This is a genomic window from Ketobacter sp. MCCC 1A13808 (assembly GCF_009746715.1).
Classification (GTDB): Bacteria; Pseudomonadota; Gammaproteobacteria; order Pseudomonadales; family Ketobacteraceae; genus Ketobacter.
Genome location: NZ_VRKW01000007.1, coordinates 170,698 through 194,056, shown reverse-complemented (window position 1 = coordinate 194,056; position 23,359 = coordinate 170,698). Strand labels below are relative to the sequence as shown.

The following is a 23,359-nucleotide window of genomic DNA, read 5'->3' as shown; positions in this document are numbered from 1 at the left end:
ATCGGGTCAGCCTTGTCCTTGATTGTCGGGAGACATGCTCCAGAGCTTTTCCAGATCGTAAAAGCGGCGGGTGTCCGGCAGCATAATATGAACGATGATGTCGCCCAGATCCACCAACACCCATTCGGCGGCTTCTTCGCCTTCGATACCGATGGGGGTGAGACCGGCGTGTTTGACTTTCTCGCGTACGTTCTCGGCAATCGACTTAACATGCCGGTTGGAGGTGCCACTGGCGACGATCATAATGTCGGCAATGCTGGTGAGCGGTTTAACGTCCAGGATCACGATATCTTTGGCTTTCATGTCGTCCAGGGCGTTTATCGCTATGTCTTTTAATGTTTGGGGATCAGTCATTAGATCGGTTGCCGTTCCTGTATCCGTAAAGTTTGTTTTGCTGAATATAGGCCCAAACTGCGTCAGGTAAAAGGAATCGGGGCGTAATTCCTTCCGCAATCTGTTGCCTCAGTTTGGTCGCAGAGATGTCCAGCGCCGTCGTTTCGTGTACGTAGATGCGCCCACCGGCACTTTTCTTCAGCTCATCGGCCGGTGCCTGGAGTTGCTGCAACAGCTGGTACTCGGTGGAGTCGTCTTCCGGCAGTTTATTGCCGGGCCGGTGTGCCACCCAAAGATGGGCCAGCTCCAGAATACGCTGCCACTGATGCCAGCTACAAAATTGATTGAAGGCGTCCATCCCCATAATAAACACCAGCGGGGCATTGGCACCGATCTGATCGCGGATATGGATCAGTGTGGTGATGCTATAGGAGGGTTCATTGCGGGTAATTTCCCAATTATCCACCTCAAATCCCGGTACTCCGATACAGGCCAATTCAGCCATCGTTAGGCGATGCTTGGCGGTGCTGTCCGGGCTTTCCCGATGGGTGGGCATATGGCAGGGAATGAGCCGTACAAAATCCAGCCCCAGGCGGGATTTGGCTTCCCATGCCAGGCGTAAATGTCCGGTGTGAATCGGGTCGAACGTGCCGCCCAGAACGCCGGTAGCGTTAGACGCGGATTTGTCCATCACCCAACACTACGTATTTTTGCGAAGTTAAGCCATCAAGGCCGACCGGGCCGCGGGCATGGATTTTATCCGTGGATATGCCGATCTCGGCCCCCAGACCGTACTCAAAACCATCGGCAAAGCGGGTAGAGGCATTGACCATGACCGAACTGGAATCCACTTCAGTCAGAAAGCGCCGCGCCAGGGTGTAATTTTCGGTGACAATGGTGTCAGTGTGCTGCGAGCTGTAGGTGTTGATATGGTCAATGGCTGCATCCAAATCCGCCACCACACGAATCGCTAAAATCGGTGCCAGGTATTCCGTATGCCAGTCGTCTTCTGTTGCCGCAGTGCAGTCGGGCAGAATCCGGCGGGTCTGTTCGCAGCCGCGCAGCTCAACTGCGTGTTCGGCATAGCGCTCTGCCAGTTTTGGCAAAATCAGGTCGGCCACGGTTTCGTGAACCAGCAGGGTTTCCATCGCGTTGCACACACCGTAACGATGTGTTTTTGCATTCACCGCGATATTAATGGCTTTCTCGGGGTCGGCTTCTGCGTCGATATAGACATGGCAGATGCCATCCAGGTGTTTGATCACCGGAACGCGAGCGTCTTTGCTGATGCGTTCAATCAGGCCTTTACCGCCACGGGGGACGATCACGTCGACGTATTCGGGCAGGGTGATGAGTTCGCCAACGGCGGCACGGTCGGTGATTTCCAGCACCTGCACAGCGGCGGCGGGAAGGCCGGCTTGCTCCATGCCTTGACTGATGCAGCGGGCGATGGCCTGGTTGCTGTTTATGGCTTCTGATCCACCGCGCAGGATTGTGGCGTTACCGGATTTGAGGCACAGGCTGGCGGCTTCAACGGTTACGTTGGGGCGGGATTCATAGATGATGCCGATGACGCCCAACGGTACGCGCATTTTTCCCACCTGAATGCCGGAGGGACGGTATTTCATATCGGTGATTTCGCCCACGGGATCGGGCAGGGCGGCCACCTGGTGCAGGCCTTCGATCATGTTGTCGATACGGGCCGGGGTCAGTTCCAGGCGATCCAGCAAGGCGGCTTCCAGGCCGTTGTTACGGCCATTCTCAAGGTCGGTTTTGTTGGCGGCCATGAGGGCATCGCGTGAAGACTGAATGGCGTCGGCAATGGCCAGCAATGCGCTGTTCTTGGCGCCGGTATTCGCTCTTGCCATCTGGCGTGATGCGGCACGCGCCTGTTGACCCAGTCGGGCCATGTAGGCTTTGACTTCCATGGAATCGGGAACCTGCAGTGTGAAATTCAAATGATAAGCCCTTCATTATACCCAGATTGCGTACGCACTGCCATGCAGGGGCATAATGAAGGATTCAGGGACGCCAAGGTTAGAACCAGGCCGATACGAACAGGCGGATCACAGTCGCGTCGAAGCTGTACTCGGGCTCCTGGCCAGCGGCGTAACCGGTTGCCAGGACATTGCGGAAGTTGTCGTAGTCGTAACTGATTAAATCCCAGGCAATATTGGCAGTACCACGGTCAATCCAGGATGCCCAGCGGGTATCAAATTCGTAGCTCACTTTAACGCCAACGGTATTGCTGGAAAACTCCGACAGCTCCTTATCCCGTGCCATGTAGTTCTGGGAGTCGATACGGGGGAACAAGTCGCTGTAAAATTCCGCCTCACCTTGCTCGTAAATACGGAAATGAATATCGAAAATCCATCGGTCGCCAAGCGGGTGTGTGTAACCCAGATCAAGGTTGTAGGCATCAATATCCCAGGTATCCCGGAATGAGCGGTATTCGAAATTAAGCGCCGCGCGGTAGGGCAGGAAATATTTGCCACGGATGGCCAATGCCTGGGTGGTACGGGTTTCCGGATAGATCTCCGGGGCGTAGCTGTAACCTTTGGGCACCGTGTTGTCTATATAGCGGAACGAACGGTAAGGGTTGTTCAGATAGCCCTGATCGGTAATGGCTTGGTAGGAAAAACCCATCAGCAGGTTCTTGGTCATCACCTGGGTCCAGGTAACCTGATAGCTGTGGCGGCGAATGTCTTCCTGGAACGTAGCATCGGTGCTTTTGCCGACACTGTCATCGCCATAAGCGTAGTTGATACTCAGGGTGCTGAGGTCGCCAAAAAAATCCTGGCTGACGCCGACAAAATAGGTGTCGGCGTCATAATCATTTTCGGTACTGTTACTCAAGCCAGCGGTGATGATGGTTTTATTGAGCAGGTAATCGGCGCTGAGGTCGTATTGGGTGCGCTCTTCGCTGTAGGCGCTGGCCGTGCTCTCGACATCAATGGATGCGCCGGAAATCTGGTCGACGTAATACTGCGCCGACAGGGAAACGTCTTTGCGTACACTCTTGCGCACCAGAACAGCGGGGCCATCTATGGTGACGCCGCCGCCATCGTAGCTGTGGTACATCAGATCTGCGCGGTCTTCCGGCAAAACGGCGGACCAGGCCATCGGTGCCAACAAACAGCACAGCAGCCCAAGCCAGCGTATCGGGAATCCGGACTTGTTGTTAGTTACAACCACAACCGCCTCCACCACCGCCTTCTGCGCCGCGTGCGCCTTCACGTGCTTGATAGACATGATGCATGAAACTGCTCTCAATGGGATCGCGACCAAAGCTCATTATGGGGTCTGCCAGATTGTTACGCTCATAGGGTTTGACCCAGGGCTTCACGGTTTCACAACCGGTGATCGCCCCGAACGCCAATATCAGCATACATACCGCAATCGGTTTCTTCATGGGTTCTTATATCATTCCCGTATCAGTTGTCTGATTTGTTTTTCGTAATCCTGCTCATAACCCGGCTTATAGCCGCGGTGTAAAAATCGCATGTTGCCTTTCCGGTCTACCATAATGGTGCTGGGCATGGAATCGATCTTATAGAGTTCGCTGATTTTATTTTTGCTGTCGTAGCCGATGGGGAAGGTGACTTTGGCGGATTCCAGTAACGCCTCAGCATCTTTCGGTTTGAAGTCGACATTGACTCCATAGACAGTAAAACCCAGCTTTTTGTATTTTTGATACAGGTCTTGGAGCAGCGGCATTTCTTCACGGCAGGGGCCGCACCAGGAAGCCCAGAAATTAATCATCACCACATCCCCTTTCAGCTCGGAGAGCGCCAGGGTTTTATCTTTTCCGGTGGGCAGGCTGAAGTCCGGTGCGGGTCCCGACAAACTTTCGGATTTGGCGAATAGGGAGGCGCTGAACAGAGCAACGACAATGGCAACGCTAAATTGCATGAAACGATGTTTAACCATGATTTTGAACCCTCGTTATCATCTTGCCCCCCAATTGATAAAACCGTGCTGAAACAAACCTGGCGGCCGGATCCAAACGGATCAAAAAAAGTAAGTCAGAGCTGCGGTGTATTGCAGGTGGTGCGCTGTACCCTCTCGACCCAGCGGGTTGAGAATGGCGGGTTTGTCGGTGATCAGGTCTTGAAACGTGATATGCATAGCGAACGAATCGCTGGCAATTACCCGCAGTCCGAAACCCAGGTTCAACGCAAAGTCTTTTTCGCCCAGAAATTCAAGAGAGCCGCCGCCCGCCAATACATAGACTGCGGTATTGAGGGCTAACTTATCGGTGATGAACACTTCACCCGGCAGGACATTGATGCCCATGGACAGGTTATAGAAAATAAAATCCCGTTCGCTGCGGGTCACCAGGTTCAGGTCAGCAAAATCCTCAACCGGCGTATTGCCCACCTGGGTTTGGCCGTATTGCGCCTGAAAGAACAGATCTTCTGTTACATGCCAGGCACCCTGCAAGCCCCAGAACGCATCGGTTCCGAAGTTCTCTATGCTGATCAGACCCAAATAGGCACCCACCTCGAAGTTTTCATCGTCGATGTCTGCCTCATTCAGGTTCAGGCGAACCACTTGAGGGTCTATTACGGGTGGTTCCTGAAGGATACCTTCTTCCGCAAAGCTGATCTGACTGCAACTGAGCAATGCCAGTAATGATGCCGTCAGAAAAAGGCGGATAGTCCTATTGTCCATTCGTCGCTCTCTTCGTTTTTAGCTTGTTCGGTTAAAATCATAACACTTCTGTATTCTCCCCGAACCATAAGGTGTCTGGTCAAATAAACCCGTAGCCCCAGGCCAGCATGGAGTGTCTCGTCGATACGGTCGCTGACCTGTATCGCAGTTTTGCTATAGCTGGTGTTTTTTATACCACCGCCGAGGGTCAGGTAGGGCGAGTATCGCCACTCCGGCCAGGGCTGGTGGGTCAGGCTGATATTAAGGAAATTGAAATCAACAGAGGTGCCATAGGCTTCGCCCAGGGTGCCCTCTACGGACAAATTGTCGGTGAAATAATAACCCAGATACAGATCGCTGGTGCGGGCGCCGCTAAACGACCCTACTTTGAACCCGGTTTCCCAGCGGCGGTGCGCGAAATCGTCGGCGCTGACGGTGGCAATTTGGGTGGCTTCGCCGTCGGGGCTGACCGTTCTAGCGATGTCATTCTGATGGGCCCAACCGGTAAAGCCTTTGGCCGTGCGGACTTTGAGCCAGTCCGTGCGACGTACCATAACTTCAACCCAGTCGCCCCGTTCCACAATCTGAGTGACCGGGTAGCCGCGCCCCGGGCCTGTACGTAAGTCCAGATAGGGTTCGGCGACCTTGACGGAGGGGTATTCGGTAGCCTGTACATTGCGGATGCTCAAACTACAGAAAACTAAAACAATTAATAGTATCCGGACAGTCATGTGGGGGCTGGAATGCCTTCTTATAAAGTGTATATATTGGCCTAAGTGGGGCGTCATTCTATAGTATTGCGGGGTACTCAGCTACCCACCACATGTGTTCTACTTCTCTAATTATCGGGGGCGTCGAAATGATTATTGTAGTATTGGCCACCAATATCCAGCCATTCCGCAATTAACCTTAGTTCTCCTGGGGTCATATAGCCATCGTGGCTGGCTCCGGCTTCGAATTTATCGAAGAAGCCCGGGGAGCTCATTGCCCCCGCGGAACTCATTACCGGCGCAAGGGTAGGTGGACACAAAACGGTGTCGGTTATCGGGTTGTTCATGTTATCCAGTACCGGATCGCCGTTTTCATCCAGGCGTGGTTCCTCCTGGGTGCAGTCGGTGACGCCACCACTGCCATCGGCCACCATCTCCACATCGGCAAAAAACAAATCGATATAGGCACGATTGCGGACCCCGTTGGTGCCGTCCACTTCGCCGGTTAATTCCAGATTGGCAGAGGGGATGCGGGGGTTGCCTGAGCCCGTGGTGCGGTTATGGCAGCGAATACAGGTGGCCGGGTTGCCGTCGCTGGCGAGATTGTCGCGTGGGTATTCCCACAACGGCTGGATATGCTCCTGGTAATGAATCGTGATGCGGCAGCGCGCGTTCCAGGGGTTGCAGTTGGTATTGGCGGGGGCGGTGTAAAAGCTGGTATCGGCACTGGACAGCATGTCGCTGTATTGTAGCATCAGGCTGGCGTCCGGCGTCGAGCCGGCCCTCCAGGTGTCCACATAGATTAGATCGGGGTTGAGGATCATGCTGTCTTCGGGTCTGTCCATGGTGGTAGCGGCTTTGGCCTCCGCCATGGTGGCGTAGTCAAAGGGTGCAGTGATCGCCGGATCCGCGCCGGGATAGGACGAGCCCGCAGGCAGGCCTTGATTGGTGCTGTCTGCCTGAGCGTCGTAGCGGCCGTGGGGGGCAGTGCTGTTGCGACTGTGGCAGCCCTTGCACTCCAGTACTTCCCCCGGTCGCAGGCTAATCCAATTCTGGTGTCGCCCGTTCAGCCGTTTGCCGTCTTTGTCGGTGACGCTGATCATCAAAGGCACGTTGGCAGGCACTCGCACTTTAACAGAACCATCGGGTTCAATAGGGGCGTAACCGATGATCTCTTTCATGCGTTGTGTATTGGACAGACCAAACGAGCCGTTGGCGGGTTGTTTCACATTCCGTGGCGGCTCGTAAGCACCCTTAATCACTCTTAGGAAACGGGCAGGGCGGTCCTCGGCATTGCTCACCGACGGGTTTGACCAATTCGGATAGCTTGCGTGTACCCAACCGTCGGTTTCGTAAACATTGCGAATATGGATCACGGCTTCTTCATTCTGGGCGTCTTTCAATTCTATATAGGTGGCCGCGGAAATTTTGCCGTCGGTGACACCGGTCAGGGAATCGTCGTCGTAATACGGTTGCGGCACCTCTTTGGGCGTGGCCATTGCCAGATCGCTGAAGTAAAAACCCGGTTCGCCTTTCAACACCGGCACCTGGGTTTTATTGTCGTAATCCACCATCCAGACATTGTACATAGGCGCTGGCGCTGTGGCCGCCGGGTCGTCCAGGTTGTCCGCCAGGCAGGGTAGCGTTTTACTGTCCAGATGCACCCGGCATTGGTTCCAGCTGGTGAGCGCGCGGCTGGTATCATCCCACAGGGCAAAATAAGCGGAGTAGTAGCCGCCGGGTGACAGGGGGTTATCGGTTTCCACTACGTGATCGGTAATGCTGGTTTGCGCAGGCCCGTTGCCATTGGTGGTGGCGGTGGGGGTGTAGTTGTCGATGTAACTGTCGACGTCGATGGTAATAAAATCGCCGCCGTTGCTGGTGCTGTTCATGGGGCGGGCCAAAACGTACAAGCTGCCATCCGGCAGAATGTCGGCTTTTACAAAATGCAGGTCGGAATCATTATGGCCGCTGTCGTGGCTATGCAAACCGTATAATAATTCGTTGCCAGTGCCGTCGGCATTGGTACGATACAGGCTTACGGCGTTGCGTGCGTAGCGGTCCCAACGGCTGTAGACAATGCGACCGTCTAGGGTCACAACGGGATAAAAGTCGTGGCTCATGTTAAACGTGATCTGGCGGATGCTGCTGCCGTCTTCTTCCATCACATGCAGACTGAGTGCGGCTTGTCGCCCGCTCTCTTCCCGGTTGGCAAAGGCCGGTTTTCCTTCGTCCAGTAACACGGCTCTGGTTTTTTGCTGGCGGGTGGATGCGAACACAATATCGCCGGTGGGCAGGTAGCGGGGCGTAATGTCGTGACCCCGCTCGGCGGTAATGTCATCGGGAATGACTCTGCGCAATGCATCGTTTTCAACGTCATATTCCCAGATATTCCAGGTAGGCTGTTCTTCTTCATCGGCGTTTTCCAGCTGGGGCGCGCGCATGGAAAACAACACAAACTGGCCATCAGAAGACACATCCAGATCCCGCACGTCGTAATTCCCGCTGTAAACACGTCCACTCAGGTTGGTTTCTTTTGCGTTCTGACTGGCGCGCTCTTTCATCATCAGGCGGGCTGAACCCACAAAGCGCAACGGATCATTGAGTTGGTCGGTTTCTTCGCTGATCAGGCGCTGAACATAAAACATGGGGGTGCCCGCGGCGAGCGGGTCGCTTTCCCCGGCTGTTTCGCTGCCGGGTAAACGCTCGTCGCTGCCACAACCATAAAGCGTGGCAAGCATCAGGCTCAGGACAAACGCCAAAACCGCTTTCGTTTTTAATCGGGCTTGCTTCGCTTTTCCGGCGCTCAGCGAATAGATTTTCATTTTCTTATTCCATCATAAGACTGCTGGCAGCGCAGACGTCGTTATCGCTGACCAGTCGTTTGGCTTAACTCTTCAATCTCAGTGTAGGTCAGTGTGGGGATAGGGGCAGCGCTCATAGCGCAACTTGGCGCGCGGTCTGCAATTTACTGGTCAAAATTTGGACTGCTTCACAGAGTGAACAAAATTAACCGCACTGTTTATCGGATTGGGATGGTGTTCACGTATCAACCAGTCGATTGCTGTTTACACTGAACCTATATTCACCAGGGCAGTTCGCGATCAGCGAGTTCAGGTGCCAATACAGGTGCCGATAGAGTTCTCAGAGTAGAACCAGTGTGGACACATTTTAATTCCAATGGATTTGGCTTTTTCCGGCCTGCTTTGCAGTGCGTGGAATTTTTCTCCGGGGCAGTAGTTTGGGAATGACAGGTACAGTTTCATGGGAAAACACAACAGCGTTTCGTTTGTATTAAAAGTGGGTCTGGTCATGTTGGGCGTGACCTCCCTGCTGGCGGGCACCTCCGTGCATGCCGGGGCTCGTGATCAGGCGAAGCGTATGTATGACCGCATCGCAGGAGTACCGCCCACGGCCATTCAGCTTGAAGCCATGCTGGACATCATGGATGTAAACCGCGACAACGTGACCGACAGCGAAGCATTGGCGATCCAGGCTGCGGAGCTGGCATTTGACTCTCCCAGCTTTTATAACGTCACCCTGAAAAATATGGTCACACCCTGGACCAATGAAGAACAAACCCAATTTGCCGACCTGAACGACTTTACTGCCACCGTTATCGGTTTGGTGCGGGATGGCGGTGATTTTCGTGAAGTGCTGTACGGCGATGTCATCTATGTGGGCGCGGACAGCACTCTGACCCCTTATTCGGTTGCGGGCAATCAACACTACATTGATCTGGAAGCCAGCGGCGCGGATTTGGGCGACAGTGCCGTGTTACGGCGGGAAGCCCAATCCAGCGTAACCGGTCTGCCTGCCGCTGCTACTGCCGGTGTAATGACCACACGAGCAGCCGCACATGCCTTTTTCGTGGCGGGCACCAATCGCGCCATGTTTCGTTTTACCCTGATGAATTTCATGTGCAATGACCTGGAGCAGGTCAAAGACATCAGCCGTTCGCCGGACCGGGTGCGGCAGGATGTTTCCCGCAGTCCCGGTGGCGATAGCCGTATTTTTATGAACAGTTGTGTGGGTTGTCATGCGGGTATGGACCCGATGGCGCAAGCCTTTGCGTACTACGAATGGAGTGGTGAGGAAGGCTCCGCCGAAGGCCAGCTGCAATACACGCCGGGCCAGGTGCAGGGCAAATACAGGATCAACGCCGATAACTTTCGCTACGGCTATGTTACCCCGGACGATCGTTGGGATAACTACTGGCGTGAGGGGCAAAATGCCGTTCTGGGCTGGGATAATGCCATTAATTACGGCGTAAGCGGCTGCAGCTCCGGCAGTTGCCGTGGTGCCAAAACGCTGGGTATGGAGTTGGCGCACAGTGATGCCTTCGCCGAATGCAAGGTTAAGCAGGTCTTTGAAACGGTGTGCCTGCACGAGCCTGCCACCAGTCATGATCACAGTCAGGTGTCTTCCATGGTGTCCGCTTTTCAGGGCAATAACTACAACCTCAAAGGCGTGTTCTCCGAATCGGCCGCCTATTGCCGGGGAGACTAAGCGATGATTATTTTCAGAACGCTCGCAACACTGGTCATCGCTGCTGTTTTCATCCTGTCCGGTTGCGGCGGGGGAGCCGGCACTCAGGAAAATGTTGACCGGAACGGCATCTCGGATAACACACCGGGATCGGACGCCTCCACTGCCGGACCCTATACTGGCCCGGTGCCCGAAACCGCCGATATTTTGCGCTTCAAAACCAGCTTCTTTGATCAGTACCGATCCGACAATCGATGTGGCTCCTGTCACAACACGGGCGGTCAGGCACCTCAGTTTGTACGTGAGGACAATGTGAACCAGGCCTATACCCAGGCGCTCTCTATTGTCGATCTGGACAACCCGTCTGCTTCGGCCATTGTGGCAAAAGTCGGCAGTGGTCATAACTGCTGGAGTGCCAGTACCGCGGTCTGTGCCACCGAAATGACTCGGGCTATAGAAGCCTGGACCGGTAGCGGAAACTCCGGCAGTACGGTTATCGAATTACGCGCCCCGCTGGACCATGAAATCACGGTAACCAAACAATTACCCGTTGCCGGAGCATCGGATTACAGCACCGTGGTTTCGGCATTTGGGGCAACGGTTTACCCTTTATTTTCGGATTATGGGTGTACTGGTTGTCATGCCTCCGGCTCGGCTACACCGCAACAACCGTATTTTGCCAGTGACGATTTGAACGAAGCCTATGATGCGGCGCGCAGCAAAATTGATCTGGATGACGGCGCGCTGAACCGTGCGTTACCGGATGCATTGTCGCGCTTTGTAGTGCGTTTGCGCAGTGAATTTCACAACTGTGGAAACAGTTGCGCATCCGGCGCGTACGAGATGTTAACTGAGGTGAAAGATTTCGAATCCAGAGTGCCGTCGCCCAGCCAAATCCCCGCCGATTGGGTCACCAGCAAAGCGTTGATTCTGGAGCAAGACGGTATTCCTGCCAGTGGCGGTGGCCGGGTGGACGCCGGTGCGATTGCCAAGTGGGATTTTTCGGAAGGCTCCGGCTTGATCGCGGGCGACAGCAGCGGAGTGAATCCACAAATGCAATTAACTCTGAACAACGGAGTGTCCTGGGTGGGTGGTAACGGCCTGCAGTTTCAAAGTGGCGGGCGGGCCCAAGCCAACACCGCTACCAGTAAAAAACTGTCCGACAAGATCAAGGTCAGCGGTGCTTATTCTGTGGAAGCCTGGGTCGCTTCGGCCAACGTGACTCAGGAAGGCCCGGCACGGATCATTACCTATTCTGCCAATAATGACGAGCGCAATTTTACCTTGGGGCAAACACTTTATAACTACAATTTCCTGCATCGCAGCGGTACCACCGATGGCAACGGCGAAGTTGCACTGTCCACCGCCGATGACGACGAAGACCTGCAAGCCACGCTCCAACATGTGGTGATTACGTTTGATCCGATCGCGGGTCGCCGTATCTATGTAAATGGAACTTGGACTGGCGATACCGACACTGTGGACGGCGGCAGTCTGTCTGGTTGGGATGACAGTTTTGCGTTCATTCTGGGTAATGAAACCACCGGCGATCATCAGTGGGAAGGCATTCTGCGGTTTGTGGCGGTGTACGACCGGGCGCTGACTCAGGACGACATCACCAAAAACTTCGCTGCCGGCGTTGGGGAAAAATACTACCTGCTGTTCAACGTGACCGATCTGGTGGATATCGACGACGGCTTCTCCAGCTATGTGGTGTTCCAGACCAGTATTTTTGATAGCTACAGCTATCTGTTCAGTCAGCCCTTCCTGTATCGCATCCGCCAAAGTGGAACGGATACCAATGCAGAGCAAGACAGCTATACCAGCATTCCTCTGGAAGGCATGCGCATCGGCATCAACGGCAAGGAGCCGGTCACCGGACAGGCTTATACCCAATTAAAAACCACGTTGGAAAATGCTTTGTATGGAACCAACGGTCAGGTGTTATCGTCGATCGGCACCGTGTTGCCATTGGAAGGCGGCTCCAATTCGGATGAATTCTTTCTGACCTTTGAACGTCTGGGAAGTCACGACAACGTAAGGATAGAGGGCAGTGTGAGTGCCGCGGTGCCGGTTGCGGGCGAGCAGCCCCCGGTTATCGGGTTGCGCCATTTTGAAGAAGTCACGGCGTCCATGTCGGTGATCACGGGCGTACCGCAAACCAATTCGAATGTCACATCCACCTATCAAACGGTGAAACAGCAGTTACCGACGTCCACCTCGATTGAAACCTTTGTCTCCGCCAATCAAATGGCAGTTGCGCAAATGGCTATTGAGTATTGCAGCGAACTGGTGGACGACACGGTGTTGCGGAATGGCTTCTTTCCTGGTTTTGTCCTTAACTTTAATCTGGGTGTGAGTGCTGCATTCAATACGCCTTTGCAGCGGGACGCCATCATCGACCCGCTGTTTGCGCGGGTGGTGGGAAGCAATATGGATTCGCAACCCAATGAAATCGATATGAAAAATGAACTGGACGCCCTGATTATGGAACTGGCTGCACGGCATTCATCCGGAAATGCCACCGATACCCAGAAAATTGTCAAAGCCACCTGCGCCGCGACCCTAGGCTCAGCCGCTTTATTGGTGCAGTGAGGAAAACCTTATGAAAAAGCGCTTCAAGAACACCGACCCCAATGCACCGCTGTTGTATCCGGATCACCCATTACCAAAATCCCGGCGCGATTTTATTCGCCAGGGGTTAATGACCGGTGCGGCGGGGGTATTGGGGCCAGGCATTCTGGGTCTGTTTGCAAACCCGAACCAGGCGTATGCGGCGTTGGCAGGTGACATCGCCAGCCTGCGTGATGGCTGCGGTATTACGGTTCAGGGCGCGGGTAAAATTCCATTCATCTGTTTTGATTTGGCCGGGGGTGCCAATATTGCGGGCTCCAATGTGTTAGTGGGGCAGCAGGGTGGCCAGGAAGATTTCATCAGTACGGCAGGCTACAGCAAAATGGGGTTGCCAGGCGACATGGTGCCGGGCATCACCAACCCCGGTACGGGTGTAAGCGAATTTATTGATCGCACTATGGGGTTGCTATTCCACTCTGACAGTGCTTTCGGGCGGGGCATCCGCGAAAAAGCCTCAGTCGGAGCGCTGTCGAATGTGGATGGCGCGGTGATTCCCGCTCGCTCAGACAACGACACCGGCAATAACCCCCATAACCCTATGTACGGCATCTGGCGGGCCGGCGCGGATGGCGAGTTACTAACCCTGATCGGTTCCCGCAGCTCTGAATCCGGTGGTAACTCCATGTCTCCACCCATGCTCATGGACACCTCGGTGCGGCCCACCAAAGTGGATCGCCCCAGTGATGTCACCGGCATGGTGGACACCGGCAAACTGGTGGGCATGCTGGATCAGGCCGACGTTGTGAACGTGATGGAATCCATTGCCCGCATTAGCGAACAGAAAATGGCAGCGCAGAACATTGGCACCGTTAGCCGTGACGAAGTCATTCGCGACATGGTCAATTGCGGCTATATCAAAAGCGCAGATCTGGCGGATCGGTACGGCAACCCAGCGACGCTGGACCCGGCCAGTGACCCCGATATTGTGGGCGCGTCGGGCATCTTTTCCAGCACGGAATTCAATGACAACGAATTTCAAAAAACTGCCTCTGTCATGAAAATGGTGGTCAACGGTTTTGCCGGAGCCGGCACGGTCACCATGGGCGGGTTTGATTATCACACCGGGGATCGCTCCACCGGGGAAACCCGTGATCTGCGAGCTGGTCGTTGTATGGGCGCCTGTATCGAATACGCCCATCGCGTCGGTGTGCCCTTGTTTTTGTATGTTTTCAGTGACGGTTCGGTCGCCAGCAACGGCATGATCGACGACTCCATGGATGGCCGTGGCAAAGGCGTCTGGACCGGCGACAACTCATCGACAGCGGCCTCCTTCTTCCTGGTATATAACCCGTCCGGTCGTCCGGGCATGACCGGCGCCGTTCCGGGCCGTCAAGTGGGCTGGTTCAGCGCCAACGGTTCGGTGAATACCTCGTCCAGCCCCGCAGCCAATAATCCCAACCTGCTGGTGGAAACCGTGGTAATGAATTACATGGCGTTGCACGGTGAGCAAAATAATTTCAGTGCGGCGTTCCCGTCCCAGGGGCTGGGGAATAGCGCCATGCGTGACAGCCTCACGGTATTTCAGTCGATCGTGAGTGGCGTTATTTAGTTGTCGTGAAAATGAGAGTGCGAGCGCTCGCCTGATCACACCCAACGCCTCTGCGTGGGTCTTCCAAAAGCAGGAATGGTACACAATAACCAGATGGCGTTCTGGTCTATACAAGGCAGCCATCGTCGCGCAACCGGGTGCCCTGGACGCGTAAATCCGCAGGGTGGCCCTGAGCGAAGTCCGGTGATACTGTAAGGCTTACTACTCCCGGATAAGCGAATTTCCCGCAATGAATGATGCAGTTAACATTCCCTTTGACAATACCTACCTGCGTGTAGCCAGCACCCTGTTTGCCAATCAACTACCCACCCCAGTGAAACAACCGGGATTGATTCGCATTAATAGTGCGTTGGCAGAGATGCTATATATCAACCCCAAACAACTTGAAAGCGAAGAGGGCGTCGCGGTGCTGGCGGGTAATAAAATTCCTCAAGGGGCAGAGCCCATCGCTACCGCCTATGCGGGCCACCAGTTTGGTGGCTTCAATCCCCGGTTGGGTGACGGCAGAGCCATTCTGTTGGGCGAAGTCATCGGCCAAGACGGCCACCGTTACGATCTGCAACTAAAGGGCTCCGGAATAACACCGTACTCAAGAAACGGCGATGGCCGATCACCACTGGGGCCGGTGTTGCGGGAATACATCCTCAGTGAATTCATGGCAGCTCTGGGTGTGCGCACCACAAGAAGTCTGGCCGCTGTCACCACCGGTGAAACCGTTATACGTGAACAAGCGCTGCCCGGCGCTGTATTAACCCGGGTGGCACGCAGCCATATCCGGGTGGGTACCTTTCAATATTTTGCCGCTCGCGACGATCTGGAATCGTTAACCAAACTGGCGGATCACGTGATCGCGCGTCACTATCCCGAGGCGGCCCAGGCCAACAACCCCTATCTATCCATGTTGGCCCAGGTGATTCAAGCACAGGCCGAACTGATTGCACACTGGCAATCGATTGGCTTTATCCACGGCGTAATGAACACCGACAACATGCTGATCAGCGGCGAAACCGTGGACTATGGCCCTTGCGCCTTTATGGAAAATTACCACCCCTCCACCGTGTTCAGCTCCATTGATCACCAGGGCCGTTATGCTTACAGCAATCAGCCCGCGATTGGTCACTGGAATCTGGCGTGTCTGGCACAAGCATTACTGCCACTGGTGGATAAAGACGAAGCCGCTGCAATACCCCTAATACAGCCGATACTGGACGCCTATGGCGATCAATACTCAGCGGCCTATCAACAACGCATGTGCGCCAAACTGGGGATAGCTCAAGCGAATCACGAAACCGACGAACTAATAACGGATTTATTGGTGTTAATGGCCAAGCACAGCGTTGACTTCACGCTGGGTTTTAGAGTGTTGGCGGATTGGCTGGATTGGGATGGAAACGCCGAAAGCGCAAAAGCGATTAACAGCGCGGGACTGTACCCGTTGCCTGCTGAATTCCAGCCATGGGTGCTGCGTTGGCAGCAACTTTTAGACGCTGGCCAGGGCAAACACACCACCGACATTGGTATCGCCATGCTGGCGAACAACCCGGTTTTTATTGCACGAAATCACCAGGTGGAGCAGGCAATTCAAGCAGGTAATGTCGGGGATTTTGCGCCTTTTCATAAACTGGTGGACGTGTTGGCAAAGCCGTTTGAATTCGACGCGGGCAACAAGGGTTATGCAGATCCTGCGATGGCGGAACAGCGGGTTACGCAAACTTTTTGTGGTACATAGTCAGGAAGACTTTTCGCTTGTGGCTTGACTGATATTCTAGAGGTTTTGGGAAGCAGGGCCGGACTTATTACCGGCCTGTTTTTCTGCGGTTAAATCAAGACGCTTGTTTAGAATTCACAAGGAGTCGCTATGACTGAGTGGGTGAATGTAAGATCGTCGGCTATACGAAAACTTGGTTACGATGCCGGTACCAGCCGGATGTACTCGGGTTGATTTTTGTTGTCACGACAATGTACGATGTTTGTACATACCAAGTCATGAGCGGCCCTCGTACAACAGGCATGACCGAAAACCGGGTTTACGCTAACTGCCATCCTCAACCGCCGGAGCCCGCGGATGGCTAAACACGTTAATGAAGCGATGACCTCATTCGGCCTTCAGCTTGCCCAGTTGCGCAAGAGCGCTGGCTTTACTCAGCAGGAACTGACCGAAGAATGTGACGAAACGTACCAATATGTGCTAGCCTTTGCAAGCCTTATTCGTGTTGACTATCACCTTTAAGGGACATAAATTGCATGGAATCTTCTATTTCTAAGGACTTAGACGACATTTTGGTGACGGTTATGGCAACAGACGACAAGGCATTTGGTAATCGGTTACTTAGCCTGCGCAAACAGCATGGCTGGTCACAGCCGGAATTGGGCGAGCAGATTGGCACTTCCGGGGCCATCATCGGGCGCTATGAGCGAGTCGAGATCACCCCGTCCATCGAAGTGGCCAAGAAGCTGGCCGACACCTTCAGTGTCACGCTGGATTTTTTGGTGGGTGACAAGGAAGTGCCCAACATTTTGCAGGATCAATCAATGCTGGCACGTTGGCAGGAAATCGATGCCCTGGAACCCGCAGAGCGCGACCGCATTTTATCGGTGGTGGATAGCCTGGTCAGAGATGCCAAGACCCGCCAAGCCTATCGCATGAGCGCCTAAAAGGGGGAATGCAACCATGCAACCACAGGTACAACAGATGCTGGAGAAGCTTGAACACCTTTCACCGGAACGGCTAGCCGAGGTGGAAGACTTTATCGATTTTTTACAACAGCGGGATCAGGACAAACACTTGCGCCAGGATTATGTGCAAGCCTCTGAAGCGGCATTTAACCAGGTATGGGATAACGACGACGATGCCGTCTACGACAAGCTATAAATTTGGGGATGTGGTGTTGGTGGCGTTTCCATTCACCAACCTGCAAGCCAGCAAGAAGCGGCCTGCGGTGGTCATCAGCAGCGCGCATTATCAACAGCAACGCCCCGATGTGATTTTGATGGCCATCACCAGTCAGGTCAGGCCATCACAGCAATTCGGTGAGTGCCTGTTGCAGGACTGGCAGCAGGCGGGATTGCTTAAACCCTCTGTGTTGAAACCGTTGATTGCCACACTACAACAGAACCAGGTTGTTAAAGTCATGGGGCAATTGTCAGCGACTGATCAGAGCAGTCTGCAAAACGTGTTGCAGGATATTTTGTACTGCTAGATAGACAAGCCCAGCGCTTGGTTGGGCTATCGGGACAGCGGGTTCCTGTTGAAATTGAATTAGTTTAAACAAAGAAGTCAACAAATCTACTTTCAATCAATCCAAACGCTCCAGCTTGCTCAGGCTTCTGAGGTAATCGATCAACATGGTGATTTTATGCGCGACGAATACGATTTTTCTAAGGGTGTACGGGGTAAATTTTATAACCCCAATGCCAAGCACAATATTCCGGTTTATTTGGATTCTGAGGTGCTGGATTATTTTGCCGAGAAAGCGAAGACCAAAGGCGTTGAGCTGGATGCCATGCTGAATGAACTGCTTAAAAAGGATATTGCTTTGATTGAGGGGGTTAAGTAGCCCCCTCATCGCGTTTTCACTTTAGTGCTTTTAAAATACCTATAACATCAAATGCTCTATCGAGTTGGGCTAAATCGTAGGCTTGATCTCTACTATCTGTGAGCCATAACACCCAGCCCTCCATTGCCTCCAATTCTTCTTTTGACAAAAGAACCCACCTCGTTTTAAAAAAATCATCCCAATACTCCGCGTTACTGGAACGATCAAGCATGGCGATAATAGAGTCAACAATAAGTAGCGTTTTTTCAGTCTTGATGGATGCTAGAACAAACTCAGGCAACCAATAACAAAACGCTTCTGGCGAAAGCCAAAATACGACATCATAATTAGCCTGTAAGAAGCTTATAGGAACATGATAGCGATCAAACTTCTGCAAAGAGATAACCGCTTCTATTTCATCCCCTGTTAGCTCCGCTGAACTATAGAGATTTGATGGACGCTTTCTATTTGAGAACGCCTTCTGAATCAACTCAGGCACATCCACGGTCATTTAAATACCATCTAAAAGAGCTGTACATATACCTACATGCCTCCACGCATCGGCTTGCGCCTGCTGATGGCCTTCATCACCGCCGCCCCAACACTTAGAATCTCGATGGGAACGAGCCTGCGCCTGCCTCAACCAAGCTTGCCGTCGAGTTTCAAGCTCCCACTTAGACATTCCTGCCACACACTTTCCTAGCTTACCAACTTCGTTTTTGGCATCTTGAACTTCTTCGTTAAGCTTGTCACAATCTTCTTCAGATGACTCACTTCTCTCAAGAATATTAGAAAGATCATGAGCCGTCGCGTAAACCGCCCCGAGACCAAGCAACGACCAGACAAATATTTCGGCACCAGTAATACAGGTGCCAGCACCAGCAAGAAGAAACCAAAAAAGCCGCCCATCTGGATCATAAGCCATAAGGGGATTCTGGCCTGCATAACCGTAGGTTTTTATTCCACCTGCCAACCCAATAGGATCACTTTGGACGTATCCTCCGACTAAGTGCGACAGCTACAACACGAGCTGGGCTACCATTCTGTCACACAAGAACAAGCACGACCTCGGGAGGATTTGAAATTGTCTCTCGCATTTCCAATGCATTTAAATTTTGGAACTGGTGTGATGAACTGAAGAAAACTAGGTTGAGGAGAATAATCGATTGAATACCCTCCTTCTTCTAATATTGAGTACGCTAGATCACCACGAATAGATTCTGGAAATCCATAATTAGCTGGAAGATAAAAATCAGAGTCCATTTGAGTTTTACTATGTCTATATTCTTTCAGCGAGCCTATTAGGGCTAATTTATCAGGCGGATATTTATAGGTATATCTTTTATATGTATTGATTGCTCGACACAAATACTCCAGCTGAACGGCTACCGACTTTACTCTACTATCTCGGTAGAGGTCTATCGCGAAACAAAAGGCCGAGAAAAGCAAAACAGTAAAAAATAGTATCAATGTCAGAACGACTGCATTTTTATTTTTACCAATTATATCCACTTGAACCTTTCACACCATCTAATATGTCTAACAGCATGCCCCCGAAGGGGAGAAGATTATTAAAGCCTTGCTGGACGGCATGATCGTTAAATACCAGACTAAATAACTGGTTGGCGGCTTAAGAAGCTACAACAAGAGGTGTCCCCATGACCACGTTAGTGGTTCATCACTTAAAATCCAGTGAATTTCCGGAAGCTGCGCAAGTGAATGCCCGACTCTATAGCGTTATCGAAACATGCAAGCTTCATGGCCACAAGCCGAATGCGTACCTGAAACACATTTTTAAAGTGCCTTCCGAAGCAACAACCGTGTAACAGTTCGAAGCATTACTACTCTGGAATTAGATGTGGACAGTGTAAAGGAAATGGCTTCCTCTTTTTAGTATGTCGTTCTCGGGGCGGTTACGGATTTACGATCTTTCCATTATATGTCACTTTCAGCTGAGTCCCAGCCTCAACCAATTCACCATTATAAGTTGATATGTACCTCCAAGATACGTGATACACAAACAAGGCCCTGCCTAGAGCAGGACAGCGCATGCTCACAAGCTCATCTAAGACGAAAATATATGTTAGATAAAACTTGTAAAAAACTGAATCCAATAGTGAAGCGTTGTTTACCTTCATTACCTCAGATCTATTAATACGCTTAAGTTGATTTCTAAAAAACTCCCCATACTTACGCGGGATCACAAAAAATACTTTCCCTCCTTGTTTTAAACAAGCTTGAACAGTTTCCAGCTTTACGTGTTCGTCTCCAGCATTAATGCATTTCCATTTGAGTGACATTTGTACACCTAACAATATTTATGACATTGGTGGCGTTATCGTTATACCTCTAGGCCCAAGGATAAGCGTGTACAAACCTAATGGATCAATAAAAATTGTTGGATTTTGGTCTGCATATCCGTAGGTATTCAATCCTCCACCCAACCCAATCGGATCCGATTGAAGGTATCGTCCCAGTCCAGGATGGTAGTACCGATTCCAGTTATAATGTAATCCCGTCTCAGCGTCATAGTATTGACCAGGAAAGCGCACATTGAACTCAGTCTGACTGGTAACAACTTCAGTTTCACCAAAGGGCCGTTGCTGTCCTTCCCACACTTTTTGCTGATTCTCATCGGTGACTATCTGGGGAGTACCCAGATGGTCAGTGTGAACAAAGTACAGCGAATCGGCTTGCGTTACCAGGGGCCAATACAAACCCAGCAGCGCGGTGAGCAGAAACACTATACTTTTATGCGCTAAACCAACCAGCCCCAAACTCTTTGCACCTTGTTTTTCAGATAGTCCTTTATTCATTGCCGCTCTCACTTTTTCTACATTGGCTTCCTGTTTTGGATTACCACGGTATAAAGTTGAAGTTCTGTTTTGATTTGTCATCGTCATTGTCTGCCTGTTTAGTCGGTTTATTGGATTTCAACAGGCTGGGTGACAGTGCCACCGGCTGTACTGGTTATGACGACGCTATCCGGAGCCGACGTTATATTATTGAAGGTCTGTTGGTAGTAGCTTACGTTTGACTTCCAGCCAACCTGGCCAGGAGCTACTTGAGTGGTGCATTTTTCCGTGACGGATACGCGAAGCAGTATTTACTTTGTGTGCGTTTTCTATTTTCTGGTAGAGTAAACATTGCAAGAAAGAGGGATTCTTAATGAAGAATAGTAATAGGGTTGCCCTGGTCACAGGGTCTACATCCGGTATAGGTAAAGCTATCGCACTACAGTTATCCGACGATGGATTTAATGTAGTATTTCATTCCAGGGATTCTATTGAAGAAGGTGAAAGGCTTGCTGCTAGTGTGCCGAAGGCGACCTATTTTCAAGCTGACTTATCCGATCAGAAGCAGGCAAAAAAATTAGCATCAAACGTATTATCGACTTACGGTCGTATAGATGTTTTGGTTAATAATGCTGGAATAAACGCGATGATACCTCATGACTCCCTCAAGGAGGCGTCGCCAAAGGTGTGGCGCGAGCTTTACGAGGTGAATGTCATTGCTCCTTGGACATTGATTGCTGAAACGGAGCACGCGTTAAGGCAGTCATCATGTTCGGACTATACGAGCAGTATTGTGAATATTAGCTCGCATGCTGGCGTACGCCCGAAAGGCGCTTCAATTCCGTACGCGGCGAGTAAAGCCTCATTGAACCATATGACTCAACTATTGGCCCTAACCTTATCGCCTGAGATTCGTGTAAACGCGATTGCTCCAGGTTTAGTGAATACGCCTATGACAGAAAAATGGACTGATGCGCGTAAGTTATGGGCTGAGAAATCGCCTATGAAACGCGGGGCTCAGCCAGCTGAAATAGCGCATGTTGCTTCAATGCTCGTTTCAAGTAATTATTTGACTGGTGAAATTATACTGGTTGACGGAGGGCTTAACTTAACTTGAACGATTTGAGTTTTCGCGCGGGCTCGTTTTTACACCAATCATATTTATCTGTTCGGTCTATTGAGCTTAAGCGCTATATGCCTGTTTAATTAAATTTAGAACCTACCCTTGATGGAGAGAATTTATAATTCGGAAGGTTCGAAATGACCCGAGATGCTATGAAACGTGCTGAAAAGCCAGGCTATGCGAGCGTGTCTGTTGCACAAGTGCTGGGTGTTATCGCTGATAGTTATCAATGCTTTTGCCGATAACAGGGAGCGAAGCAGGAGCCGGAAAGACAAATGCCTGGAAATAACAGTTTCACTGGTTTTGTTAGAAAATCCACTTTTTGTGAGGAGCGACAAGTGAATCATGAACGTCGATGTAATCACGCACTATTATTTAAAAGATAGATGTCCATTCTTGAGTCTATCTGATCTGGATGGTGATATTGGCAGCTCGGTATTTAAGGAGATGCTTGACCGCCATAAGTTAGATCCGAAGTACAACCGAAGATATGGCATGGGATATCTTCAAACGCGCCGTGAAGTTGAAGAAAAGCTCAGGAGGTTCTTTGTTAAGCGTGGAGGGAATCCACATCGAAGATATCCAATATACTTCACACTTGGAGAGTCAAAGTGGTTCGAAGGGCTTAATGAAGATCATCTCAAGTTGGAAATCCCAATCTCCGAGCTTCCCGAAGACGCTGTATCTGTAACATTCCCAGACAGCTATTTAGCAATGACTGATAGTACTAAGCCCTATTTTGAAAAAGTATATTTTCTAAAAGAAGTAAGTGATATTGCATCTGTTTATGGTATTCCAAATGATGTGGTTCCCGAGAGTTATGATCGTTACTGGGAAGGTGATTTCGAGCACTATTTCGAAGTGCAAGTTTGGGATGATGAGGTACTTCGAAAGTACTCGATCTAAAGTGATAATTTGAACGCACTGGACGGGCTATTTAAAACGTATGTAGTGGAGTAATTATACCTTTGGTCCTTTGCTATTCACCTGCTGAAGAAATACCGTGTGCAGAGGTGTAGGCACTCCGTTTTTTATATGCCTTTATTTGCAGGTGGTTTGGCCCGGCTGATTTATCTTGCTCATGGTATGACCTTGGTGGGGATCCCTTATGATTTTGTGCTTTGTCAGGTTGTATTCTTTTTCCTGTCTGGAATTATTGTCATTTATTTCTGTAAAAAGCCGGCTTAGTATCTATTTGAAAATCATCATGCGGAGAGAGGTATGCCATTCACTCCATTTCACATGGGACCTGGAATAGTATTTAATGCAATGCTACAAGGCAGCTTCAGCTTAATGGTTTTTGGCTGGGCGCAGGTCGTGATGGATATTCAGCCGTTGATTGTTTTAATCATAGGCGAGGGCCATCTGCACGGATTTTCTTATGCGTTTGTCAGTAGCACGCTATTGGCTATATTCTCCGCCTTGTCAGGGAAATACTTGTCGGAGCCAAGCCTGTCTATATAGTGTAATAACAGGTGGTTCGCCCTATTTCTCACTTGATTGGATTAATAAATACATCAATCCAAAGCGCGTACAAT

Annotated in this window: 25 protein-coding genes; 13 read left to right on the top strand and 12 right to left on the bottom strand. The window is 51.5% G+C overall.

Features of this window, described 5'->3' with window-relative positions; translation table 11 throughout:
- Positions 1 to 6: 6 nt before the first annotated feature.
- The 9 genes from rsfS to FT643_RS14450 all read right to left on the bottom strand — a co-directional run bounded on the left by rsfS (position 7) and on the right by FT643_RS14450 (position 8,521).
- Positions 7 to 354, bottom strand: a complete 348-nt coding sequence (rsfS, locus tag FT643_RS14490) for a ribosome silencing factor (protein ID WP_156872118.1) — start codon at positions 352 to 354, stop codon at positions 7 to 9.
- On the bottom strand, positions 347 to 1,024 hold the full coding sequence (nadD, locus tag FT643_RS14485) for a nicotinate-nucleotide adenylyltransferase (RefSeq protein WP_156872188.1): 678 nt from the start codon (positions 1,022 to 1,024) through the stop codon (positions 347 to 349). Before nadD ends, rsfS begins: the two co-directional genes overlap by 8 nt.
- Positions 1,005 to 2,261: a glutamate-5-semialdehyde dehydrogenase gene (locus FT643_RS14480; protein ID WP_156872187.1), complete on the bottom strand. Its 1,257-nt coding sequence runs from the start codon at positions 2,259 to 2,261 to the stop codon at positions 1,005 to 1,007. Before FT643_RS14480 ends, nadD begins: the two co-directional genes overlap by 20 nt.
- Before the next feature lie 109 nt (positions 2,262 to 2,370).
- Positions 2,371 to 3,528 (bottom strand): DUF3570 domain-containing protein, encoded by a 1,158-nt coding sequence (locus FT643_RS14475; RefSeq protein ID WP_317622037.1) that lies wholly within the window; start codon positions 3,526 to 3,528, stop codon positions 2,371 to 2,373.
- Positions 3,515 to 3,745, bottom strand: a complete 231-nt coding sequence (locus FT643_RS14470; RefSeq protein WP_156872117.1) for a DUF4266 domain-containing protein — start codon at positions 3,743 to 3,745, stop codon at positions 3,515 to 3,517. The genes FT643_RS14475 and FT643_RS14470 overlap by 14 nt, the downstream gene beginning before the upstream one ends.
- Positions 3,746 to 3,756: 11 nt before the next feature.
- Positions 3,757 to 4,263 carry a TlpA family protein disulfide reductase gene (locus FT643_RS14465; RefSeq protein ID WP_198043555.1) on the bottom strand — a complete coding sequence of 169 codons (507 nt, stop codon included), beginning with the start codon at positions 4,261 to 4,263 and terminating at the stop codon, positions 3,757 to 3,759.
- Between the two features lie 81 nt (positions 4,264 to 4,344).
- Positions 4,345 to 5,007 carry an outer membrane beta-barrel domain-containing protein gene (locus tag FT643_RS14460; RefSeq protein ID WP_156872116.1) on the bottom strand — a complete coding sequence of 221 codons (663 nt, stop codon included), beginning with the start codon at positions 5,005 to 5,007 and terminating at the stop codon, positions 4,345 to 4,347.
- Positions 4,977 to 5,717 carry an outer membrane beta-barrel protein gene (locus FT643_RS14455; protein WP_198043554.1) on the bottom strand — a complete coding sequence of 247 codons (741 nt, stop codon included), beginning with the start codon at positions 5,715 to 5,717 and terminating at the stop codon, positions 4,977 to 4,979. The genes FT643_RS14460 and FT643_RS14455 overlap by 31 nt, the downstream gene beginning before the upstream one ends.
- A 107-nt stretch (positions 5,718 to 5,824) precedes the next feature.
- Entirely contained in the window at positions 5,825 to 8,521 is a 2,697-nt protein-coding gene (locus FT643_RS14450) for an HzsA-related protein (protein WP_156872114.1), read from the bottom strand.
- A 439-nt stretch (positions 8,522 to 8,960) separates the two neighbouring features.
- Between FT643_RS14450 and FT643_RS14445 the strand changes: the two genes are divergently transcribed.
- From FT643_RS14445 to FT643_RS14405, 9 genes are all read left to right on the top strand, one after another.
- Positions 8,961 to 10,205, top strand: a complete 1,245-nt coding sequence (locus tag FT643_RS14445) for a hypothetical protein (protein ID WP_156872113.1) — start codon at positions 8,961 to 8,963, stop codon at positions 10,203 to 10,205.
- A gap of 3 nt (positions 10,206 to 10,208) precedes the next feature.
- Complete coding sequence (locus FT643_RS14440) at positions 10,209 to 12,779, top strand: LamG domain-containing protein (protein ID WP_156872112.1); 2,571 nt, start codon at positions 10,209 to 10,211, stop codon at positions 12,777 to 12,779.
- A gap of 10 nt (positions 12,780 to 12,789) precedes the next feature.
- Positions 12,790 to 14,367, top strand: coding sequence for a general secretion pathway protein GspF (locus FT643_RS14435; RefSeq protein WP_156872111.1), 1,578 nt, complete (start codon positions 12,790 to 12,792; stop codon positions 14,365 to 14,367).
- Between the two features lie 229 nt (positions 14,368 to 14,596).
- Entirely contained in the window at positions 14,597 to 16,096 is a 1,500-nt protein-coding gene (locus FT643_RS14430) for a protein adenylyltransferase SelO (RefSeq protein ID WP_156872110.1), read from the top strand.
- 336 nt (positions 16,097 to 16,432) lie between these two features.
- On the top strand, positions 16,433 to 16,597 hold the full coding sequence (locus tag FT643_RS14425; RefSeq protein ID WP_156872109.1) for a hypothetical protein: 165 nt from the start codon (positions 16,433 to 16,435) through the stop codon (positions 16,595 to 16,597).
- A gap of 14 nt (positions 16,598 to 16,611) precedes the next feature.
- Positions 16,612 to 17,022 (top strand): helix-turn-helix domain-containing protein, encoded by a 411-nt coding sequence (locus FT643_RS14420; protein ID WP_156872108.1) that lies wholly within the window; start codon positions 16,612 to 16,614, stop codon positions 17,020 to 17,022.
- Between the two features lie 16 nt (positions 17,023 to 17,038).
- Complete coding sequence (locus FT643_RS14415; RefSeq protein ID WP_156872107.1) at positions 17,039 to 17,239, top strand: toxin-antitoxin system, antitoxin component, Xre family protein; 201 nt, start codon at positions 17,039 to 17,041, stop codon at positions 17,237 to 17,239.
- Complete coding sequence (locus FT643_RS14410) at positions 17,217 to 17,567, top strand: type II toxin-antitoxin system PemK/MazF family toxin (RefSeq protein ID WP_156872106.1); 351 nt, start codon at positions 17,217 to 17,219, stop codon at positions 17,565 to 17,567. The genes FT643_RS14415 and FT643_RS14410 overlap by 23 nt, the downstream gene beginning before the upstream one ends.
- 156 nt (positions 17,568 to 17,723) lie before the next feature.
- Entirely contained in the window at positions 17,724 to 17,924 is a 201-nt protein-coding gene (locus FT643_RS14405) for a hypothetical protein (protein ID WP_156872105.1), read from the top strand.
- Between the two features lie 16 nt (positions 17,925 to 17,940).
- Here the strand turns inward: FT643_RS14405 and FT643_RS14400 are convergent, their stop codons facing one another.
- Both FT643_RS14400 and FT643_RS23160 read right to left on the bottom strand, forming a co-directional pair.
- Positions 17,941 to 18,414, bottom strand: coding sequence for a hypothetical protein (locus tag FT643_RS14400; protein WP_156872104.1), 474 nt, complete (start codon positions 18,412 to 18,414; stop codon positions 17,941 to 17,943).
- Positions 18,415 to 18,828, bottom strand: a complete 414-nt coding sequence (locus FT643_RS23160) for a hypothetical protein (RefSeq protein ID WP_198043553.1) — start codon at positions 18,826 to 18,828, stop codon at positions 18,415 to 18,417. It abuts the gene before it with no gap.
- A 733-nt stretch (positions 18,829 to 19,561) separates the two neighbouring features.
- Between FT643_RS23160 and FT643_RS14390 the strand changes: the two genes are divergently transcribed.
- Entirely contained in the window at positions 19,562 to 19,729 is a 168-nt protein-coding gene (locus FT643_RS14390) for a transposase domain-containing protein (RefSeq protein ID WP_156872103.1), read from the top strand.
- A gap of 492 nt (positions 19,730 to 20,221) precedes the next feature.
- Here FT643_RS14390 and FT643_RS14385 read toward each other — a convergent pair whose 3' ends face one another.
- Positions 20,222 to 20,800, bottom strand: coding sequence for an RHS repeat-associated core domain-containing protein (locus FT643_RS14385; protein WP_232340218.1), 579 nt, complete (start codon positions 20,798 to 20,800; stop codon positions 20,222 to 20,224).
- A 271-nt stretch (positions 20,801 to 21,071) separates the two neighbouring features.
- On the opposite strand from FT643_RS14385, the gene FT643_RS14380 reads away from it, so the two are divergent.
- The 3 genes from FT643_RS14380 to FT643_RS14370 all read left to right on the top strand — a co-directional run bounded on the left by FT643_RS14380 (position 21,072) and on the right by FT643_RS14370 (position 23,285).
- A complete protein-coding gene (locus FT643_RS14380; RefSeq protein WP_156872101.1) occupies positions 21,072 to 21,815 on the top strand; it encodes an SDR family NAD(P)-dependent oxidoreductase in 744 nt (247 codons plus the stop codon).
- A 351-nt stretch (positions 21,816 to 22,166) separates the two neighbouring features.
- Entirely contained in the window at positions 22,167 to 22,727 is a 561-nt protein-coding gene (locus FT643_RS14375; protein ID WP_156872100.1) for a hypothetical protein, read from the top strand.
- Between the two features lie 315 nt (positions 22,728 to 23,042).
- Positions 23,043 to 23,285, top strand: coding sequence for a hypothetical protein (locus FT643_RS14370; protein WP_198043552.1), 243 nt, complete (start codon positions 23,043 to 23,045; stop codon positions 23,283 to 23,285).
- The last annotated feature ends 74 nt before the right edge of the window (positions 23,286 to 23,359 follow it).